This window comes from Pseudomonas sp. Au-Pse12 (genome assembly GCF_021341665.1).
Classification (GTDB): domain Bacteria; phylum Pseudomonadota; class Gammaproteobacteria; order Pseudomonadales; family Pseudomonadaceae; genus Aquipseudomonas.
Genome location: NZ_JAJTTH010000006.1, coordinates 467586 through 486961 on the forward strand (window position 1 = coordinate 467586; position 19376 = coordinate 486961).

20 protein-coding genes are annotated in these 19376 nt (G+C 65.5%); 10 read left to right on the forward strand and 10 right to left on the reverse strand.

Annotated features, from left to right (window positions below; all coding sequences use genetic code 11):
- Positions 1-77: 77 nt before the first annotated feature.
- On the reverse strand, positions 78-983 hold the full coding sequence (locus LXM55_RS19745) for a TauD/TfdA dioxygenase family protein (RefSeq protein ID WP_233321928.1): 906 nt from the start codon (positions 981-983) through the stop codon (positions 78-80).
- 183 nt (positions 984-1166) lie between these two features.
- Between LXM55_RS19745 and LXM55_RS19750 the strand changes: the two genes are divergently transcribed.
- Complete coding sequence (locus LXM55_RS19750) at positions 1167-2087, forward strand: LysR family transcriptional regulator (protein WP_060842142.1); 921 nt, start codon at positions 1167-1169, stop codon at positions 2085-2087.
- 27 nt (positions 2088-2114) lie between these two features.
- On the opposite strand, the gene LXM55_RS19755 is transcribed toward LXM55_RS19750, so the two are convergent.
- The gene (locus LXM55_RS19755; RefSeq protein WP_233321929.1) at positions 2115-3137 is read right to left on the reverse strand and encodes an ABC transporter substrate-binding protein; all 1023 of its coding nucleotides are present in this window, start codon (positions 3135-3137) and stop codon (positions 2115-2117) included.
- Between the two features lie 331 nt (positions 3138-3468).
- Here LXM55_RS19755 and LXM55_RS19760 point away from each other — a divergent pair, with 331 nt between their 5' ends.
- Genes LXM55_RS19760 through LXM55_RS19770 form a run of 3 tightly spaced genes read left to right on the forward strand, consistent with a single transcriptional unit; the run spans position 3469 to position 7501 of the window.
- Positions 3469-5064, forward strand: a complete 1596-nt coding sequence (locus tag LXM55_RS19760; RefSeq protein ID WP_233321930.1) for an ABC transporter permease — start codon at positions 3469-3471, stop codon at positions 5062-5064.
- Positions 5061-5876 carry an ABC transporter ATP-binding protein gene (locus LXM55_RS19765; RefSeq protein WP_233321931.1) on the forward strand — a complete coding sequence of 272 codons (816 nt, stop codon included), beginning with the start codon at positions 5061-5063 and terminating at the stop codon, positions 5874-5876. The genes LXM55_RS19760 and LXM55_RS19765 overlap by 4 nt, the downstream gene beginning before the upstream one ends.
- Positions 5877-5890: 14 nt before the next feature.
- Complete coding sequence (locus LXM55_RS19770; RefSeq protein ID WP_233321932.1) at positions 5891-7501, forward strand: arylsulfatase; 1611 nt, start codon at positions 5891-5893, stop codon at positions 7499-7501.
- An 82-nt stretch (positions 7502-7583) separates the two neighbouring features.
- Here LXM55_RS19770 and LXM55_RS19775 read toward each other — a convergent pair whose 3' ends face one another.
- The gene (locus tag LXM55_RS19775) at positions 7584-8030 is read right to left on the reverse strand and encodes a hypothetical protein (RefSeq protein WP_233321933.1); all 447 of its coding nucleotides are present in this window, start codon (positions 8028-8030) and stop codon (positions 7584-7586) included.
- Between the two features lie 112 nt (positions 8031-8142).
- Positions 8143-9216, reverse strand: coding sequence for a fatty acid desaturase (locus tag LXM55_RS19780; protein WP_233321934.1), 1074 nt, complete (start codon positions 9214-9216; stop codon positions 8143-8145).
- A 99-nt stretch (positions 9217-9315) separates the two neighbouring features.
- On the opposite strand from LXM55_RS19780, the gene LXM55_RS19785 reads away from it, so the two are divergent.
- From LXM55_RS19785 to LXM55_RS19795, 3 genes are all read left to right on the forward strand, one after another.
- The gene (locus LXM55_RS19785; RefSeq protein ID WP_233321935.1) at positions 9316-10320 is read left to right on the forward strand and encodes an AraC family transcriptional regulator; all 1005 of its coding nucleotides are present in this window, start codon (positions 9316-9318) and stop codon (positions 10318-10320) included.
- Positions 10321-10488: 168 nt separating this feature from the next.
- Positions 10489-10737 (forward strand): helix-turn-helix domain-containing protein, encoded by a 249-nt coding sequence (locus tag LXM55_RS19790; RefSeq protein ID WP_233321936.1) that lies wholly within the window; start codon positions 10489-10491, stop codon positions 10735-10737.
- Positions 10730-11950 carry a type II toxin-antitoxin system HipA family toxin gene (locus LXM55_RS19795; RefSeq protein WP_233321937.1) on the forward strand — a complete coding sequence of 407 codons (1221 nt, stop codon included), beginning with the start codon at positions 10730-10732 and terminating at the stop codon, positions 11948-11950. Before LXM55_RS19790 ends, LXM55_RS19795 begins: the two co-directional genes overlap by 8 nt.
- Before the next feature lie 11 nt (positions 11951-11961).
- Here LXM55_RS19795 and LXM55_RS19800 read toward each other — a convergent pair whose 3' ends face one another.
- Both LXM55_RS19800 and LXM55_RS19805 read right to left on the reverse strand, forming a co-directional pair.
- The gene (locus LXM55_RS19800) at positions 11962-13350 is read right to left on the reverse strand and encodes a heavy metal sensor histidine kinase (protein WP_233321938.1); all 1389 of its coding nucleotides are present in this window, start codon (positions 13348-13350) and stop codon (positions 11962-11964) included.
- Positions 13337-14017, reverse strand: coding sequence for a heavy metal response regulator transcription factor (locus tag LXM55_RS19805; RefSeq protein WP_041115126.1), 681 nt, complete (start codon positions 14015-14017; stop codon positions 13337-13339). Before LXM55_RS19805 ends, LXM55_RS19800 begins: the two co-directional genes overlap by 14 nt.
- 135 nt (positions 14018-14152) lie before the next feature.
- Here LXM55_RS19805 and LXM55_RS19810 point away from each other — a divergent pair, with 135 nt between their 5' ends.
- Both LXM55_RS19810 and uraH read left to right on the forward strand, forming a co-directional pair.
- The gene (locus LXM55_RS19810) at positions 14153-14638 is read left to right on the forward strand and encodes a GlcG/HbpS family heme-binding protein (RefSeq protein WP_442799769.1); all 486 of its coding nucleotides are present in this window, start codon (positions 14153-14155) and stop codon (positions 14636-14638) included.
- A 47-nt stretch (positions 14639-14685) separates the two neighbouring features.
- A complete protein-coding gene (gene uraH, locus LXM55_RS19815) occupies positions 14686-15096 on the forward strand; it encodes a hydroxyisourate hydrolase (protein ID WP_233321939.1) in 411 nt (136 codons plus the stop codon).
- A gap of 18 nt (positions 15097-15114) precedes the next feature.
- Here the strand turns inward: uraH and LXM55_RS19820 are convergent, their stop codons facing one another.
- Entirely contained in the window at positions 15115-15801 is a 687-nt protein-coding gene (locus tag LXM55_RS19820; protein ID WP_233321940.1) for a Crp/Fnr family transcriptional regulator, read from the reverse strand.
- A 102-nt stretch (positions 15802-15903) separates the two neighbouring features.
- On the opposite strand from LXM55_RS19820, the gene LXM55_RS19825 reads away from it, so the two are divergent.
- Positions 15904-16428 carry an Mpo1 family 2-hydroxy fatty acid dioxygenase gene (locus LXM55_RS19825; RefSeq protein ID WP_233321941.1) on the forward strand — a complete coding sequence of 175 codons (525 nt, stop codon included), beginning with the start codon at positions 15904-15906 and terminating at the stop codon, positions 16426-16428.
- Positions 16429-16537: 109 nt separating this feature from the next.
- Here LXM55_RS19825 and LXM55_RS19830 read toward each other — a convergent pair whose 3' ends face one another.
- The 3 genes from LXM55_RS19830 to cysT are packed head-to-tail and all read right to left on the reverse strand — an operon-like array spanning position 16538 to position 19232.
- On the reverse strand, positions 16538-17527 hold the full coding sequence (locus tag LXM55_RS19830) for a sulfate/molybdate ABC transporter ATP-binding protein (RefSeq protein WP_060836965.1): 990 nt from the start codon (positions 17525-17527) through the stop codon (positions 16538-16540).
- 3 nt (positions 17528-17530) lie between these two features.
- Positions 17531-18400: a sulfate ABC transporter permease subunit CysW gene (cysW, locus tag LXM55_RS19835; RefSeq protein ID WP_016968484.1), complete on the reverse strand. Its 870-nt coding sequence runs from the start codon at positions 18398-18400 to the stop codon at positions 17531-17533.
- A 13-nt stretch (positions 18401-18413) separates the two neighbouring features.
- Positions 18414-19232: a sulfate ABC transporter permease subunit CysT gene (cysT, locus tag LXM55_RS19840; protein WP_110722534.1), complete on the reverse strand. Its 819-nt coding sequence runs from the start codon at positions 19230-19232 to the stop codon at positions 18414-18416.
- Positions 19233-19376: the final 144 nt, after the last annotated feature.

Sequence of the window (19376 nt, forward strand, 5' to 3'; positions counted from 1 at the left end):
GCCCCCCGGGGCGCTGGCCGACCGAACGGGAGCAAGCTCCCTCGCCACCAGACCACCGGATGCCTGGCCGGTAACTGTCACGCCCCCTTGAGGGTCTGGCTGCGCTGGCCATGGACGCCCACCGGGACATCGCCCTTGAGGGTCACGCGGCGCACGATGCGGTCCTGGGTGCCGTAATCGTCCACGGCGTAGTGCTGGGTCGAGCGGTTGTCCCAGATCGCCACGTCGCCGGCGTTCCAGCGCCAGCGCACAGTGTTTTCCAGGCGGGTCACGTGGCTTTGCAGCAGGTTGAACAGGTGCGCCGAATCGGCTTGGGTATAGCCCTTGATGCGCTTGACGAAGTGCCCCAGCACCAGGCTCTTTTCGCCGCTTTCGGGGTGCACGCGGACGATCGGGTGTTCCGTCTCGAATACGGTAGAGGTGAAGATTTTGCGGTAGCGCTCCAGCTTCTCCGCCGAGACGTCGGGCTTGGCCCCGGCGTAGTCGTATTCGTTGCTGTGCACCGCCCAGAGTTTGTCCGCCAGCTCGCGCAGTTCCGCCGGGAGTTCGTTGTAGGCGGTGGCGGTGTTGGCCCACACCGTGTCGCCGCCTGCGGCCGGGGCCACCACCGAACGCAGGATCGAGGCCTTGGGGTAGGCGTCGACGAAGGTCACATCGGTGTGCCAGGAGTTGGCCCGCTGGCCTTCGGCGCCGTCCAGTTCCAGCAGGTAGCGGGTGCCGTCGCGCACCGGCACGGTGGGGTGGGCCACCGGCTCGCCCAGCAGGTGGGAGAAGGCTTCCTGGCTCTGGTCGTCGAGGTGGGTCTGGCCACGGAAGAAGATCACCTTGTACTGCACCAGCGCCTGCTGGATGGCTTCCACGGTGGCGGCGTCGAGGTCGCCGGACAGTTGCACGCCACGGATCTCGGCGCCGATACGGCCGGCCACCGGGTGGATCTCAAGGGCATGAACAGCGGGTTTAACGGCTAAGGCGGCATTGCTCATCAGGTACACCCTCATCGACTGCTTACGGTTGGAACCGCCGCGAAACAACGCTCTATCTATATTCAATTTAGATCTAATAGATAATTACATGCTTCGTTGACGGAATAAGAGCTTGCATTTAAAACCTCATGCCTCACTCGTCGCAAATGCCTTCGAGCTATTTTTCGGATGCCGGGAAAGCATATGGATCTTCGCCAATTGCGTTACTTCATCGCCCTCAATGAACACCGCAGCTTTGTCCGCGCCGCCGACGCCATGGGCATCACCCAGCCGGCCTTCAGCCGCAGTATCCAGGGCCTGGAACAGGAGTTCGGCTGCGTGCTGGTGGACCGTGGCAACAAGGACCTGCGCCCCACCCCGGAAGGCCAGGTGGTGCTGCAGCACGCCTTGAGCCTGGTGCAGGGCGCGGCCTTGCTCAGCAGCGAAGTGACCCAGATGACCAAGCTCGATGCCGGTGAAGTGCGCTTCGGCTGTGGCCCGGCGCCGGCGGTGAAACTGGTGCCCGACGCAGTGGCGCAGTTCAGCAGCGCCCACCCGAAGGTGCGCACCTGCTTTGCCGTGGATAACTGGGAAAAGCTCAGCCGCAGCCTGAACCGCGAAGAGATCGAGTTCTTCATCGCCGACATCCGCCATTTCGAAGCCGACCCGAACTACCAGACCCAGGCGCTGACGCCCAAGCGCGGGGTGTTCTTCTGCCGCCCCGGGCACCCGCTCTTGGCCAAGGAAAGCCTGTCCACCAACGACATGTTCGACTATCCCCTGGCCACCACCCTGATCCCCCCGGGGATCCGCAAGCTGCTGGCCAACCTCAGCGGGCGCATCGACTTTTCACCGACCATCGAGACCGAGCACTTTCCGGCGCTGGTGAAGATCGTCCGTCAGTCCAATGCCATTGGCGTGGGCACCGCCGAGGCCTTCGCCGAAGACATCGAGCAGGGGTCGCTGGTGCTGCTGCACTGGCGCAACCTGCCGCAGAACATCGACAGCCTGAACGCCCGCTGCGGCATCGTCAGCCGCAGTGGTTTTCGCCTGTCGCCGGCGGCGCGCAAGTTGATCGAGGTGCTGGTGGCGGTGGACCAACAGAGCCACGGCATCGCCGTCTAACCCTGCGGCAGGGGTTCAGGAGGGAGGTTACAGGCCGGCGGCGGCGAGTTGCGGGGCGACCCAGGCCTCCACCTTGAACGGCTTGCGGATCAACCGCTCCTTGGCCGCCAGGTCCACCGAGTCCTGCAGTTTGCCGAGGAACACCGGGTCCAGGGTCGAGGGGAAGATTTCGCTCAGGCGCTGGTCCTTGAGGTCTTCCTGCAGGATCACCGGCGGGTAGCTGGCCAAGCCTGACACCAGCTGGATGTAGGCGTCCTTGTTGCTGTCCTGGGTCAGCCACTCTACGGCCTGCTGCTGGGCCTTGAGCAGTTTTTCCACGGCCTCGGGGTGCTCGTCGACAAACTTGCCGGCGCCCACCAGCACGCTCTGCACGCTGCCCGCGCCGCCCAGGTCCTTGGTGCTCAGGGGCAGTTCGGCCAGCCCCTTGCTGCGCAGGGCCGAGAGCCCGGTGCTGCCCCAGGAAGCGTCGATCTGCTTGGCCGCCAGGGCCGCCACCGCCGCGTTGAAGTCGAGGTTGACCACCTTCAGGTCCTTCTCGCTCAGGCCCCGGCTGGCCAGGGCCGCGTCGAACGACAGCTGAGTGGCGGTGCCACGGAACACCGCCACGCGCTTGCCCTTGAGGTCTTCCAGGGTCTTGATCCCCGAGCCCGGCACCACCCCCAGGTAATGCTTGACCCCACGGGCCGAGGCGCTGAGCAAACGTGTATCCAGGCCGTTGGACTTGCCGATGATGGCCGCCAGGTCGCCGAGATAGGCCAGGTCCACCTGGCCGTTGGCGAAGGCTTCGTTGATCACCGGCCCGGCGCCCTTGAAGAAATTCCACTGGATCTGAATGCCCTGGTCGGCAAAGGCCTTTTCAAAGATCTGTTGCTGGCGCAGCACATCCACCACCCCGCCACCGCTGTGCTGGGTGCCGGCGCTAAGGTCGGGCACGGCGATGCGGATTGCCTTGAGCTCGGCGGCCTGGGCCAGCAGCGGCAGGCAGCCCAGGAGCCCCGCCAGGGCCGGCGCGGCGAACAGGCTGATCACGCGTTTGAAGGGAAGGTTCATGGGTGTGGCTCCTGCTGACAAAGGCTGTGAGGAGCAGAAGGTAGGCACGGAATCGATCAGCATTTAAATACTATAAATTCACATTTTAATAACCATATTGAATAAACCAGCGGCCACGGGCGTCCCCCGGGGACATGCATGAAATGCATGAAAAATATTCTTCAAATGCATTGGATGCGTGCCTTCGAGAAGCCTTAAATGGCTTTTCTTATCTCCGAATAGAATCGATAAGAACATTAATAGAATTTAAATGCATATTCCGTAGGCGCCGGCAAGCCAGCTCCTGCGGCCTCGACCCCTGCCATGCAGAACCCGACGACGGAGGTCATCCATGGCCCGTGTTTCCCTGCTCAGCCTGCCCCTGGCGGCACCGTCCAACGGACGCCCGGGCTGGCCCGCGATCCATCAGCGCCTGCTGCCCTGGCTGCTGCCCCTGAGCCTGTTCGCCCTGTGGTGGCTGGCCAGCCGCAACCTGTGGATGAGCGAGCAGATCCTGCCGGCCCCGGCGCTGGTCTGGAGCAGCGCCCTGGAGCTGGCCCATGGCGAGCTGTGGAGCCACCTGGCGATCAGCCTGCAACGGCTGTTCTGGGGCCTGCTGGCGGGGATCGCCGCCGGTACCCTGCTCGGCGGCGCGCTGGGCTTCAGCCGGCGCCTGGAGCGCCTGGTGTTCCCCACGTTCGGCGCCCTGTCGCAGATCCCGACCCTGGCCTGGATTCCGCTGTTCATGGTGTTTTTCGGCATCGGTGAAGTGCTCAAGCTGGTGGTGCTGATCAAGGCCGTGGTGGTCCCGGTGACCCTGCACACCCTGGTGGGCGTACGCGATGCCCAGCCCAAGCTGCGGGAAGCCGCCGCCGTGCTGCGCCTACCGCCAGCGCTGCTGGTGCGGCGCCTGGTGCTGCCCGCCGCGCTGCCGGCCTTCATGGCCGGGGTGCGCCTGGCCCTGGCCACTGGCTGGACCTCGCTGCTGGCGGTGGAGCTGCTGGCCTCCAGTGAAGGCATCGGCTACCTGATGGTCTGGGCGCGGCAGCTGTTCATGCTGGACATCGTCTTCGTGTGCATCCTGGTGATCGGCCTGCTCGGGGTGTGCATGGACCGTGGCATCGGCTGGCTCGACCGCACGCTGGTGCAGTGGCCGCATCCGGCCACCGCCGAGTTCCGCCGCGGCCCGCGCTACCAGGGCTGGCAGCGCCTGCAACCCTGGCTGCTGCCGCTGGCGCTGCTGGCCCTGTGGCAGGTGGCAAGCGACCAGCAGTGGGTCGACCCGAACATTCTGCCCAGCCCCCTGGCGGTGCTGGCCACCACGTTCGAGGGCCTGTCGGACGGCACCTTGCTGGGCGGCATGGGCCTGAGCCTGGGGCGCACCCTCGGCGGCCTGCTGCTGGGCGGCGGGCTGGGCTTGGCCTTTGGCCTGCTGCTGGGCCTGTCGCGGCTCAGCGAGCGGCTGCTGGGGCCGACCCTGGCCGCCATCCGCCAGATCGCCATTTTCGCCTGGGTGCCGCTGCTCACCGCCTGGTTCGGCCTGGGGGAGCTGGCCAAGTGGGTGTTCGTCGCCCTGGCGGCGTTCTTCCCGCTGTTCATCGCCACCCAGCGCAGCGTCGCCCAGCTGTCGCCGCAACTGGCGGAGGCCGCCCAGGTGTTGCGCCTGAACCTCTGGCAACGCCTGCGCCGGCTGGTGCTGCCGGGCGCCGCGCCGGGGATGTTCGCCGGCCTGCGCATCAGCCTGATCTACGCCTGGCTGGGCACCATTGGCGCGGAATACTTCATGCCGTCCAACGGCGGCATCGGCAGCCAGATGATCAGCGCCCAGCAACTGCTGCGCATGGACCTGATCATGGCCGGCATGCTCCTGGTGGGCCTTACCGGGGCCCTGCTCAACCTCATCGGGCAACAGCTCGAACGTCGCGCCACCCGCTGGAGACACGCATGAACGCACCCCTGGTCAGTTTCAATCACGTGGGCAAGACCTTCGCCGTCGCCGGTGGCGAGGTGGAGGCGATCCGCGAATTCAACCTGGACATCGCCGAGGGCGAATTCGTCGCCATTGTCGGTTCCAGCGGCTGCGGCAAGTCCACCCTGCTGCGCCTGCTGATCGGCCTGGACACCGAATTTCGCGGCGAGATCCGGGTCGACGGCCAAGCCGTCAGCGGCATCGGCAGCGAGCGCGGCATCGTGTTCCAGGAGCACCGCTTGTTCCCCTGGCTGACCGTGGCCGAGAACATCGGCCTGGGCCTGGTCAACGAACCCCTGAGCGCCGCCGAGCGCCAGCGGCGGATCGACGACTTCATCGAGCTGGTAGGCCTCAAGGACTTCGCCCGGGCCTATCCCCATCAGCTGTCCGGCGGCATGGCGCAGCGGGTGGCCATCGCCCGCGGGCTGGTGGCCAGCCCGCGGATCCTGCTGCTGGACGAGCCCTTCGGCGCCCTCGACGCCCTGACCCGCCAGCAGATGCAGGACGAGCTGCTGGCGATCCGCGAGCGGGCCAGGATCACCACGGTGCTGGTGACCCACGATGTCGAGGAAGCGATCTTCCTCGCCGACCGGGTGGTGGTGATGGAGCCGCGCCCGGGCCGCATCAAGCGCGTGGTCGAGGTGGCCCTGCCGCACCCGCGCCAGCGCAGCGCTTTCGACTTCCACCAACTGCGTGAAGAACTGCTCCACGAACTGACCAGCGATGATCACTACCAGGCGCCGCAGCCGGTGCAGATCCGCGACCTGCCCTTGACCTTCATTGCTTGCTGAACAGGAGTGACGCGATGCCGCAACGTCCCAACTTTCTGGTGCTCCTGGCCGACGACCTGGGCTTCTCCGACCTCGGCGCCTTTGGTGGCGAGATCGCCACGCCGAACCTCGATGCCCTGGCCTTCAACGGACTGCGCCTGACCGATTTCCACACCGCCCCGACCTGTTCGCCGACCCGCTCCATGCTGCTCACCGGCACCGACCACCACATTGCCGGGATCGGCACCATGGCCGAGGCCCTGACCCCCGAACTGATCGGCAAGCCGGGCTACGAGGGTTACCTCAACGACCGCGTGGTGGCCCTGCCGGAGCTGCTGCGCGAAGCCGGCTACCAGACCCTGATGAGCGGCAAGTGGCACCTGGGGCTGACCGCCGAGCGCGCGCCCCATGCCCGGGGTTTCGAGCGTTCGTTCTCGCTGCTGCCGGGGGCGGCCAACCACTACGCCTTCGAGCCGACCTACGACGAACACACCCCCGGGTTGCTGAAATCCACCCCGGCGCTGTACATCGAGGACGACCGTTTCATCGACGAACTGCCGGCGGATTTCTATTCCTCCGACGCCTTCGGCGACAAGCTCTTGCAGTACCTGAAGGAGCGCGACCAGAGCCGGCCGTTCTTCGCCTACCTGCCGTTCTCGGCGCCGCACTGGCCGCTGCAGGCCCCCGAGGAAATCGTCGCCAAGTACCGCGGCCGCTATGACGCCGGCCCCGAGGTGCTGCGCCGCGAGCGCCTGGAAAAACTCAAGGCCCTGGGCCTGATCGATGCAGCGATAGAGCCTCATCCGCTGATCAACCTGAACGCCGAGTGGGATGCCCTGAGCGATGAACAGCGGCAAGTGTCGGCGCGGGCCATGGAGGTGTATGCGGCGATGGTCGAGCGCATGGACTGGAACATCGGCCGGGTGGTGGACTACCTGCGCCAGCAGGGCCAGCTGGACAACACCCTGATCCTGTTCATGTCCGACAACGGCGCCGAAGGCGCGCTGCTGGAAGCCTTTCCCAAGTTCGGCCCGGAGCTTTTGACCTACCTCAACCAGCACTACGACAACCGCCTGGAGAACATCGGCCGGGCCAACTCCTACGTCTGGTACGGCCCGGCCTGGGCCCAGGCGGCCACCGCGCCGTCGCGGCTGTTCAAGGCCTTCACCACCCAAGGCGGGATTCGCGTACCGGCGCTGCTGCATTACCCGCAACTGCCGCTCAAGGGGCAGATCAGCCACGGCTTCGGCACGGTGATGGACATCACCCCGACCCTGCTCGACCTGGCTGGCGTGCGCCACCCCGGCAAGCGCTGGCGCGGGCGCGATGTGGCGCCGCTGCGGGGCAAGTCCTGGCTGGGCTTTCTCTCCGGTGAAACCGCCCAGGTGCATGACCAGCACACGGTGACCGGCTGGGAGCTGTTCGGCCGCCGTGCGATTCGCCAGGGCCAATGGAAAGCGGTGTACATCCCCGGCCCCGTGGGCCCGGCGACCTGGCAGCTGTACGACCTGGGCCGCGACCCGGGGGAGATTCACGACCTGGCCCAGAGCCAGCCGGACAAACTGCGCACCCTGCTGGAGGAATGGCAGCGCTACGTGGATGAAACCGGGGTGATCCTCAGCGAATCGCCGTTCCAGCCGGATTGACCCTGTGGGAACCGGCTTGTCTAGAAACCGGCACCTGGAGGAGCCCGCTTGTGGAGGAGCGGGCTGTGCCATGGCGCAGGCTTCAGCCTCGGGTGATGGTGCAGGCCGGGGTTGTCGGCAGCTCCTTGACCACCACGTAATGCCCAGCCCGGTTTTTCTTGACCAGCAACGACGAAGCGAACAAGTAGCTGCCGTGCAGGTTCTGGTCGACAAAACAGATGGTGGTGCCCTGGCTCCCCCGCGCCATCACCCTGACGCTGTAGATCCAGCTTTGTTCTTCGTCCATCGCGCTGTAGCCGCCCTCGGCGCCTGCATCCTTCTCGTAGACCCGATAGGGCGTCTGGCCCAGCGTGGTGCCGTCCGGGTAGTGCTTCGGCCTCAAGGAATTGCGAAAACCGTTCACTTCCAGATGCTTCAAGATACTCAGCGCCAGCGCCTCGTCGCTGCCACCCGCCACCGAGCCGGCCAGCGACACGCTGCCCACACTCATCAAGGCACCGGCGATCACTAGCCTTAACGCACTGTTCATACCCTCTCCCTTCGATGCCCATCCACGGGCACCGGGCTGTTCCCGGTGCCGCGTTACCTTGGCTTAACGTTATCGATCCTTGGATATTTAACCAGAAAGAAGGCCGCCCCCCTCAAGCCCGGGCGTTATGCGCCGGTTGCGTCGCCACCCGCTCCTGGGGATGAAAACGATTGGCCCGGGCAAAGGTGCCGAAATCGTTGAAGCGCACGCCCATCTCGGCCATCACGTTATGCGCCACCGGCGCCGTCATCTGGCGGATGTAGAAGGGTTCCTTGACCACGAAATGGTGGATGCCATGGGTGCTGCCGAAGTTGCAGCAGAAGGCCTGCAACGGCCACATCCACCAGGGGTTGAGCACCTGGGTCTGCTGGATCACGTTGCCCGGTTCGATATCGCCGTAGTAGTGCATGTTGGAGCTGACGAAGTGCAGGCAGAAGGTGCGCAGCACGTTGGGGCCGATGATCACCACCACGGCGATATCGATGCCGTGCATCAGTGCCAAGGTGTCCTGTGACCACTGGATCGGGCTGCCGAGCCACGCGGCGACGCCGTTGGCCCCATGAAAACCGAGGAACAGGTACCAGGCGCCCCAGTGCAGCAGGGCCAGCGGCGCGTACACCGCCAGGGTACGGCCGAGGATGCCCAGCTTGCGCTTGGCCCCCGGCGCCCGCAGCAGGCGGATGAAGGCCGCCATCATGTTGTCCCCGACCATCAGCAGCCGGGCGATGCCCCAGGGCTCGCCGTTGGTGATCGCACGCTCTTCGATATCGCTCTCGCTGCCGGAAACCTTGTGGTGATTCAGGTGCAGATGGCGCCGCACCCAGGGGTTGATGGTGCTCGGCCGCGCCAGCCAGACCAGCGCCAGCATCAGGTTGTGGGGCAGGCGCTGCTTGCGAAAGTACATGCTGTGGATCAGGTCGTGTTCCAGCTCGTGGGTCAGCGAGGCGAAGAACGCGTTGAGCAGCAGGCACGCCCACCAGGCCAGGTAGCCACCGACATAGAGCGCCGCTGACCCCAGCATCCCGGACAGGGCAAAGACCAGGATCCCCGCACCCAGGGCGTCCTGATGCCGCAGCAAGGGGAAGCGCCGGCGCAGTTCATCGCCCCGGGCCAGAACCACCTGGCGAATGTGCGCCGCCCGCTGTTGTGCGTTCATCCGCTCGGGGCTTGCAGAAATACCCTGCATGATTCCATCCTCTGGTCAGTGATGTGTGCATCCTGCCCCGAGCCCCGGCTCCGGGCGCTAGCCGTAAACGCCAACCTGTTGACCGGACGCGCCAATCGCATGACCGAAGCCACTTCCCTTGCCAGCTGGACCCGCGCCTTGCGCAAGCAACTGGACGCCCTCGACCTCGACAGCGGCGCGCTGTGCCGCGAGGCCGGGCTCGACCCGCAATTGATGGACGACCCCAACGCCCGCTACCCGCTGTCGGCCACCACCCGCCTGTGGTGCCTGGCCGTGCAGGCCAGCGGCGACCCGGCCATTGGCCTGCGGGTGTCGCGCTTTGTCAGCCCCACCACCTTCCATGCCCTGGGCTACGCCCTGGTGGCCAGCGGCAGCCTGCGGGAAGTGTTCGAGCGCATCGTGCGTTATCACCAGGTGGTCAGCGACGCCCTGGAACTGGCCCTGACCCGCGAGCCGGACCGCTACCGGTTCTTCCTCAAGGTGCCCGAAGGCGCGCCACAGCCGGCCATCGAGGCCATCGACGCCTTTGCCGCGATCTACGTGCGCACCTGCCGCAACCGCCTGGGCCGCGACTACGCGCCGCTGGCCGTGCATTTGCGGCGCCCGGCCCCGGTGGACCCGAGCCAGTGGCACAAGGTGTTCCGCTGCCCGGTGCACTTTGCCGCGGCCGACGATTGCCTGGAATTCGGCCTGCACGATTTCGACAGCCACCTGGACGACGCCAACCCGGAACTGGCCGAGCACAACGAAGCGGTGCTCAAGCGCACCCTGCTGCAACTGCGGCCCCTGACCTGGGAGCGCAAGGTGCGCGGGGTGATCGAAGCCCAATTGCCGGAAGGCGAGCCCTCCGCCGAACGGGTGGCCCAGGCCCTGCACCTGAGTTTGCGCAGCCTGCAACGGCACTTGGCGGATGAAGGCACGCGCTTCGACACCCTGCTCAACGAATGCCGGGAAAACCTCGCCCTGCTGCACCTGCGGGACCTGGAATGCTCCCTGAGCGAGATCAGCTACCTGCTGGGTTTTGCCGATGCCAGCAGCTTCAGCCGGGCCTTCAAGCGCTGGACCGGGATGACCCCGGGGCAATTTCGCGACGGTTTGCGCTGAGCCCCCCTGCGCCGGCTTGCCGGCGCCCGCAGGCGAAGCGGCCGATGAAAACGTCCCCCACAAAAGTCGCCGGAGACATCCACCTGGCCTACACTGAAAACGCATCAAATGCGATGCATTAAATAATTTTCGATAAAAATGCATCGCATATGATGCGGAATAACGCCCATGGAAAGCCTTGGACAACTGATCCGAACCCTGCGCAAAGAGCGAAAACTCTCGCAGCAAGCATTGGCGGAGCAATACGGCATGAGCCGCGCCACCATCTCGGGGATTGAAAACAACACCATTGCGGAAATCGGCCTGCGCAAGGTCGAAGCCATTCTCAATGGTTTTGGCTACGAGCTCAGCGCCGTGCCCCGTCCTCGGCAACGCCCGACCCTGGAGAGCCTGAAACAGGCGCATTTCCATGACTGAAGAACAGCGGCTGCACGTCCGTGCGGCCAACACGGCGGTGGGCACCCTCGGCCGTGGTCTGGCACAGGCGGATTCGGTGTTCACCTACAGCGAAAGCACCTCGCCCCGCAACGCGATCTCCCTGACCATGCCGCCACGCCTGGCGAGCTATGACTGGGACCGGGGCCTGCCACCGGTGTTCGATATGCACCTGCCGGAAGGTTCGCTGCGTGATGAACTGCTGCGCCGTTTCAGCAAGGCGGTACGGGGTTTCGACGACTTCGCCCTGCTCTCGATCGTGGGGCCGCACCAACTGGGTCGGGTGGCCATCAGCACAGCGCAAGCACCGCAGGCGCCCCTGCCGGAAACCAGCCTGGAGGACCTGTTGGTGCATGACGGTGCCGAGGGCCTGTTCGAGGATCTATTGGCGACCTATGGCCAGTATTCAGGCGTTTCCGGGGTGCAGCCCAAAGTCCTGATCCGCGACAGCGCCAGCAGCGTCGAACGCCTGCCCCATCGCGGCGCCACGCATTTGGTAAAGGCTTTCCGCGCCGATCAATACCCGCACCTGGCCGCCAATGAGTTCTTTTGCATGCGTGCGGCGCTGCATGCCGGCCTGCAAGTACCGGAGATCGAGCTCAGCCAGAATGGCCAGTTCCTGGTGGTCAAACGTTTCGACCTGAGCGCCCAGGGCTACCTGGGTTTCGAGGATTTCTGCGTGCTCAACGCCTGGTCGGCAAAAGCCAAGTACGACGGTTCCTACGAAGGTGCGGCGAAACAGATCAAGGCCTTTGTCTCACCCCCTCTGCTGAACCAGGCCCTGGAGTCGTTCTTCAAGATCGTGGCGTTGTCGGCCGGGCTGAGAAATGGCGATGCCCATCTGAAGAACTTCGGCGTGCTGTACCCCGACACGGATGTGGATGCCCCCGTCAGCCTGGCCCCGGCCTTTGATCTGGTCACCACCTCGGTCTACATCAAGGCGGACAGCTTGGCGCTATTGCTGGGAGGCTCCAAAGCCTGGCCCAAACGCAAGGCGCTGCTGCGCTTCGCCCGCACGGCCTGCAACCTCAGCGAAGGTCGCAGCCATGAACTGTTGCAACAGGTCGAACACGGCATGGCACAGGCGATGAGCGAGATGCGGATTTATACCGCTGCCCATCCCGCCTTCAAGGGCATGGCCGAAGCCATGAGCGAGGCCTGGAAAACCGGTGTGGCACGCAGTCTGACGAGCTGATCCAGTGACCGTCAAAGAACGGGAAAACCCAGCTCGAACACCGTGGCCTGCCCTTCACTCGCCACCTGCACCTGACCGCCATGCAGCAGCATGATCGAGCGCACGATGGCCAGCCCCAGGCCGCCGGAATCCCCCGGTTCGGCGCGGGAGGGGTCGACCCGGTAGAAGCGGTCGAACAGCCGGGGCAGGTGTTCAGGGGCAATCGCCGGGCCCTGGTTGTGCACCTGCAGCCAGCACCAGCCCGCTTCGTCGCGGCGCCGCAGGCGGATCAGCGAACCCGCGTCGGCGTGGCGCACGGCGTTGGCCAAGAGGTTGCCTAGCGCCCGTTGCAGCAGTTGCTGGTCGGCCCACAGCTCGCCGAAAAAGCCGTTTTCCAGACGGATCTGCCGGTCATCGGCCAGGGCCTCGAAGTAGTCGCACAACTGCGCGCCGACACCCGAGAGTGACAGCAGCTGGCGGTCCAGGACCGCATCGGCCTGCTCGGCCCGGGCCAGGAACAGCAGGTTCTCGGCCATGCGCCCCAGGCGCTCGAACTCCTCCATGTTGGAGGCCAGCACTTCCTGGTACTCCGCGGCGCTGCGCGGCTGGTTCAGGGCCAGGCCGTTGCTGCCCAGGAGGTTGTGCAACGGCGTGCGAATTTCATGGGCCAGGTCGGCGGAGAACTGCGACAAGCGCTGAAAGCTCTCTTCCAGGCGCGCCAGCATGGCGTTCAAGGCTTGCACCGGCTCGTGGAATTCGGCGGGGATGCCGGTGGTGTGCAGGCGCCGGTCGAGGCTGCGCAGATCGATCTCGCGCACCGATTCGCTGAGCTGGCGCAACGGCTGCAAGCCCCGGCGCAACAACAGCAGGCCCAGGGCGAAGGCCAGCAAGGCCCCCAGGCCTACCGCCAGGTACAGGCGCAAGCGATAGCTGGCGAGCATCTGCTCGCGCTCGCTGAGGATCTTCCCGGCAATCACCGTCAGGGCCTCGCCCTTGGGGCCGCTGGCCTGCCCCGCCAGCAGCGCCACCGGAACCTCGTCGCTGCCGGGCCAGAGGTGGATATCCCGGCGTTGCGGACGCAGCTCCTGGGCGATCGGCAGCCACTCGGGCAAGCGCTGTTGCCGGGGGTTGATGCTGATGACCGTCGAGCCATCGGCCCGCAGCACCAGCAGCAGGCTTTCCTGGTTGCCCAGCATGTTCTGGTACAGCCGTGGCCGGGCTTGCAGGGCGTCCAGGCTGTCGCTGTCCTGGAGCAGGGCCCGCACCTGTTCCAGGCGCCCGAGCAGGGCGAGGTCGTCGCGGTAGGCGATTTCCCCTGCCAGTGAGCGATAGAGAAACACCCCGATCACGCTGAGCACCAGGGCGCAGACCGCGGCAAAGGCCAGGGCCAGCCGCCAGGCGATGGAACTAGAGCGCTTCATCCGGGGCTTCCAGCTGGTAGCCGACGCCACGCACGGTGTGGATCAGCTTGGGCATGTAGGGGTCGTCGACCTTGGCCCGCAACCGGCGCACCGCCACTTCCACCATGTTGGTGTCGCTGTCGAAATTCAGGTTCCACACCTGGGAAGCAATCAGCGTCCGCGACAGCACTTCGCCCTGGCGGCTGGCCAACAGGTGCAGCAGGGCGAACTCCTTGTTGGTCAGGGCGATGCGCTGGCCACCGCGGCTGACGCGACGGCGCAGCACGTCGATCTCCAGGTCGGCGATGCTGAAGGATTCGGCCTCGCGCAGCGGCCCGCGGCGCAGCAGGGTGCGCACCCGGGCCAGCAATTCGGCGAAGGCGAAGGGCTTGAGCAGGTAGTCGTCGGCGCCCAGTTCCAGGCCGCGAACGCGGTCTTCGATGGCGTCCTTGGCGGTGAGGAACAGCACCGGGGTGGCGCCGCGCTGGCGGATCAGTTGCAGCAACTGCCAGCCGTTGAGGCCGGGGAGCATCACGTCGAGGATGATCAGGTCGTATTCCTGCTGCTCGATGAAATAGCGCCCGTCCAGGCCGTTCAGGGCCACGTCCACGGCGAACCCGGACTCTCCCAGCCCCTTGGCAAGGAAATTCGCGGTCTTGGCTTCGTCTTCAACTACCAGCAAACGCATGGCGCACCTCGGAAATGATCGGCACAGGCTAGGCGCCCGGCGCGCGCTTGCCCATTACAAACTTGTAATCCAACTGACGAGGTTCTGACGAAGACCGCTGGCTAAGGTGGCGGCCTGTCTTTGTGGAGCTTTCCCATGATGTGCAAAACCCTTGTTCTAAGTCTTGGTCTGGGCCTGGGCCTTGCCGGCAGTGCCCTGGCGGCCCTGGAACTGCCTCGCCACGCCGAACTGGACCTGGCCACCGCCCGTCAGTTGGCGAACGCCAGCCTGGCCCAGTGCACCGCGGCGGTCTCGGTGCTGGACCGTGGCGGCAACCTGCTGGTGACCCTGCGCGCTGATGGCGTTGGCCCGCACAACGCCCTCGCCAGCCAGCGCAAGGCCTATACCGCGCTGTCCAGCAAGACCCCGAGCCGGCTGTTCGCCGAACGGGCGCGCAACAACCCCGAGGCGGCCAATCTCAACACCTTGCCCGAGCTGTTGCTGCTGGGGGGCGGGATTCCGCTGTTCGCCGGTAACGAACTGGTGGGCGCCATGGGCATTGCCGGGGCCGGTGGGGCCTCGCAGGACGAGGAATGTGCGCTCAAGGCGGCGCAGAACATCGGTTTGCGGACCGCGCTGTAACGCGGTCGGCTTGTGGGTTGTTTGATCAATGTGATGAGGAGTCTTGCATGAACTTTTTGCGTAATAGTCTGGCGGCCATCGGCCTGTGTGGTTTGTCGAGCCTGGCCCTGGCAGCGGGCAATCCATTGAGCGTGCATGTGCTGAACCTGGAGAACGGTTTGCCCTCGCCGGGGGTCAAGGTGACCCTGGAACAGCAGGTGGGCCAGGACTGGAAGCCCTTGTCCGAAGGGGTGACCAACGAGCAAGGGCGGATTGCCGAGCTGTTTCCGGCGGGCCGGGCGTTGACCGCTGGCGAGTATCGCGTGGTGTTCAAGACCGGGGAATATTTCCGGCAGGCCAAGCGCGACACCTTCTTCCCGGAGATTCCGGTGATCTTCGAGGTCAAGCAGACCGAGCAGCATTACCACATTCCGTTGCTGCTCAGCCCTTATGGGTTCTCGACCTATCGTGGCTCGTAGGAGCCGGCTTGCCAGCGCCTACAGGCCGGCCAGGGCGCGCAGGCGCTCGGTGTCGAGGATTTCGATCTCGCCGTAGCTCAGGCGCAGGACGCCCTGGTGCTGCAGGTCTTTGAGGATCTGGTTGGTGGTCTGGCGCGACAGCGAAAGCATCAGCGCCAGTTGTTCCTGGGGCAGTTGCAGGATGCGGCGAGCCTGGGCCACTTCACCGTACCCGGCAGCCATCGCCAGCAGGCGGCTGGCCACTCGCGCCGGGGCCGGCAGCAGGCTCAACTGCTCCAGGTTGATAAACGCCAGGCGCAGTTTGTGGCTCATCAGCAGGGCGAACTGACGCCAGTATTGCGGCTGCTGCTCCAGCAGGTGCAGCAGGTTCGCCTGCGGCACCTGGAGCAGGGTGCAGGCGCCTTCGGCGTAGGCATCGTGGGTGCGCGGCTGGCCGTCGAACAGGCAGATCTCGCCGAACCAGTGGGGCGCCTGCATCAGGCTGAGCAAGGCTTCCTTGCCCTGTTCGCTGACCGCGCCCACCCGCACCGTGCCCTCCACCACCGCGTACAGCCCGCAGGGCGGATCGCCGCGCAGGAACAGGCACTGCCCCGGCGTCAGCCGGCGCAGGCGGGCGTTGTCGAGCAAACTATGCTGTAAGGACGCCGGCAGGTGGCTGTACCACTGGCCGGTCATCAGGCATTCACGCCATTGGTGCAGGTCCATGAACAGGTCTTTCCCTCAGGGCATCGCAAGGATTGTCGCCTAGCTGACAGAAGCGCAAACCACCGCCGGGCATGATCGGGCGACCCTAACGGAGGAACAACAATGAAAAGCCTCGTTGATCATCTCAGTCAATACGCCGCCTACCACCGCGACCCGCGCAATATCGCCAGCCACTTTATCGGCATTCCGCTGATCGTGGTGGCGGTGGCGGTGCTGTTGTCGCGCCCCGCCTGGAGCATGGCCGGCCTCTCCTGGTCGCCGGCGCTGCTGCTGGCCCTGGCCGCGTCGGTGTTCTACCTGCGCCTGGAACTGCGCCTGGGGGTGCTGATGACGGTGCTGATGGGCCTGTCGGTGTGGCTCGGCCAGGTGCTGGCGGCACACGGCACCGGGCTCTGGTTGAGCTGCGGCCTGGGATTGTTCGTGATCGGCTGGGTGATCCAGTTCATCGGCCATTACTACGAGGGCCGCAAGCCGGCCTTTGTCGATGATCTGTCGGGCCTGATCGTCGGCCCGCTGTTCGTGGTGGCCGAGCTGGCGTTCCTGCTGGGGCTGCGCCATGACTTGAAACAGGCCATCGAGCAGCGCTCCGGGCCGGTGGCCCTGCGGCACAAGAAAGCCATGGTTTAAAGCACCCGGCGGCAGGCCGCCCAGGGGCCCCGCACGCAAACAAAAAAGCCCCCGGACCGGGCGAAGGTCCGAGGGCTGTTCGGGTCGGCAGGCGTGCGCCTGCACCGCGCTAGAGGCTGGTGTGCTTCTGCCAGACCTTGGGCTTGAAGAACAGGGTCTCGCCACGGGCCAGGCCGATCAGGCTGTCGTGGTCCTTCACCACTTCGGCTTCGATCAGCTCGCTCTGCCCTTCCACCTTGAGGGTCACCCGGGTGGTGGCGCCCAGCGGACGGATGTCGCGCACTTCGGCGGCGTGGTGGTCTTCCAGTTCCGAGCGTGACAGCGACACTTCGTGGGGACGGAACAGCACGTGCTGGTCCTCGCCCAGGTGCAGGCGGTTGGAGTCGCCGAGGAAGTGGTAGACGAAGTCGCTGGCCGGGTTCTCGTAGACCTCGCCCGGGGAGCCGATCTGCTCGATCACGCCCTTGTTCATCACCACGATGCGGTCGGCCACTTCCATGGCTTCTTCCTGGTCGTGGGTGACGAACACCGAGGTCAGGTTGATGTCTTCGTGCAGCCGCGCCAGCCAGCGCCGCAGCTCCTTGCGCACCTTGGCGTCGAGGGCGCCGAAGGGTTCGTCCAGCAGCAGCACCTTGGGCTCCACCGCCAGGGCGCGGGCCAGGGCGATACGCTGGCGCTGGCCGCCGGACAGCTGCTCCGGGTAGCGGTCGGCGAGCCAGTCCAGCTGCACCATGTTCAGCAGTTCATGGACCTTCTCGGCGATCTTGCTCTCGCTGGGGCGCTGGTGCTTGGGCTTCATGCGCAGGCCGAAGGCGACGTTGTCGAACACGCTCATGTGGCGGAACAGGGCGTAGTGCTGGAACACGAAACCGACGTTGCGATCACGCACGTCGTGGCCGGAAACGTCCTCGCCGTGGAACACGATGCTGCCGTCGTCCGGCGTTTCCAGGCCGGCGATGATCCGCAGCAGGGTGGTCTTGCCACAGCCGGACGGGCCCAGCAGGGCCACCAGCTCGCCGCTCTGGATATCCAGGTTGATGCTGTTCAGGGCCTTGAAGGCGTTGAAGTTCTTGCTGACGTTACGGACTTCGATCGACATGACTTATTCCTCCGCGGCGCTGGCGCGCAGGCGGTTGATTCGGGATTCGCTCCACTGCTTGAGCAGCAGGATGAACAACGCAAGGATCAGCAACAGGCTGGCCACGGCAAAGGCGGCGACGTGGTTGTACTCGTTGTAGAGGATTTCCACGTGCAGCGGCAGGGTGTTGGTGACCCCGCGAATGTGCCCGGACACCACCGACACCGCGCCGAATTCGCCCATGGCCCGGGCGGTACACAACACCACGCCGTAGATCAGGCCCCATTTGATGTTGGGCACGGTGACGTGCCAGAACATCTGCCAGCCGTTGGCCCCCAGCAACCTCGCGGCCTCCTCTTCCTGGGTGCCCTGCTCCTGCATCAGCGGGATCAGTTCCCGGGCGACGAAGGGCACGGTGACGAAGATGGTGGCCAGGACGATGCCCGGCAAGGCGAAGACGATCTGGATGTCGTGGTCCGAAAGCCACGGGCCGAACAGGCCCTGGGCGCCGAACATCAGCACGTAGACCAGGCCGGCGATCACCGGCGATACCGAGAACGGCAGGTCAATCAGGGTCACCAGGATGCTCTTGCCGCGGAACGAGTACTTGCTCACGCACCAGGCGGCGCTGACCCCGAACACCAGGTTCAGGGGCACCGAGATCAGCACCGCGATCACCGTAAGCTTCAGCGCCGACAGCGCGTCGGGCTCGAAGATCGCCTCGAAGAACGCGCCGATGCCCAGCTTCAGGCCCTGGGACACCACGATGAACAGCGGCAGCAGCAGGAACAGGGCGAAGATCAGCCAGCCAAGGCCGATCAGCACCCGCCGCGAGGTGGCGCTGCCACGGCGGGCGGCGTTGGCCGACGAGGCGGCGATAGACGATTGAGACATGGATCGCGCCTCCTTATGGACGTTCGATGCGCCGCTGCAGCAGGTTGATCAGCAGCAACAGGACAAAGGAAACCACCAGCATCAGCACGCCGATGGAGGTGGCGCCGGTGTAATCGTACTGGTCGAGCTTGACCATGATCAGCAGCGGCAGGATCTCGGTTTTCATCGGCATGTTGCCGGCGATGAAGATCACCGAACCGTACTCGCCGACGCCCCGGGCGAAGGCCAGGGCAAAGCCGGTGAGCCAGGCCGGCAGCAAGGCCGGCACCAGAATATGGCGGAACACCTGCCAGGGCTTGGCGCCGAGGCAGGCGGCGGCCTCTTCCACTTCTCGGGGAATGTCCGCCAGCACCGGCTGCACCGTGCGCACCACGAACGGTAGGGTGACGAAGGTCAGCGCCAGGGTGATGCCCAGGGGCGTGTAGGCAATCTTGAACCCCAGGTCGGTGGCGAACTGGCCCACCAGGCCGGTGGGCGCGTAGAGCGCGGTCAGGGCGATGCCGGCCACGGCGGTGGGCAGGGCGAACGGCAGGTCGATCATGGCATCGATGATCTTGCGCCCGGGGAAGGTGTAACGCACCAGGACCCAGGCCAGCAGGGTGCCGATGACGCCGTTGATGATGGCCGCGTACAACGCGGTGCCGAAACTCAGCTGGAGTGCGGCGAGCACCCGTGGCGCCGAAATGATTGCCCAGAACTGTTCCCAGGTGAGTTGCGCGGCATGCACGAACATCGCTGCCAGGGGAATGAGCACAATCAGGCTGAGGTACACCAAGGTGTAGCCCAGCGTCAGCCCGAAGCCGGGTATGACGGGGGAGATACGACGCGACATAAAAGTCCTTGGTTAACGGTACGGATACGCCAAACCCGCAACTGAATGCGGGCTCTGCCTCGTAGGCACCGGCTTGCCGGCGAAAGGCCTGCAAGTCGTGCATGGCCCTTCAGGGCGCCTTCGCTGGCCAGCCAGCCCCTACGG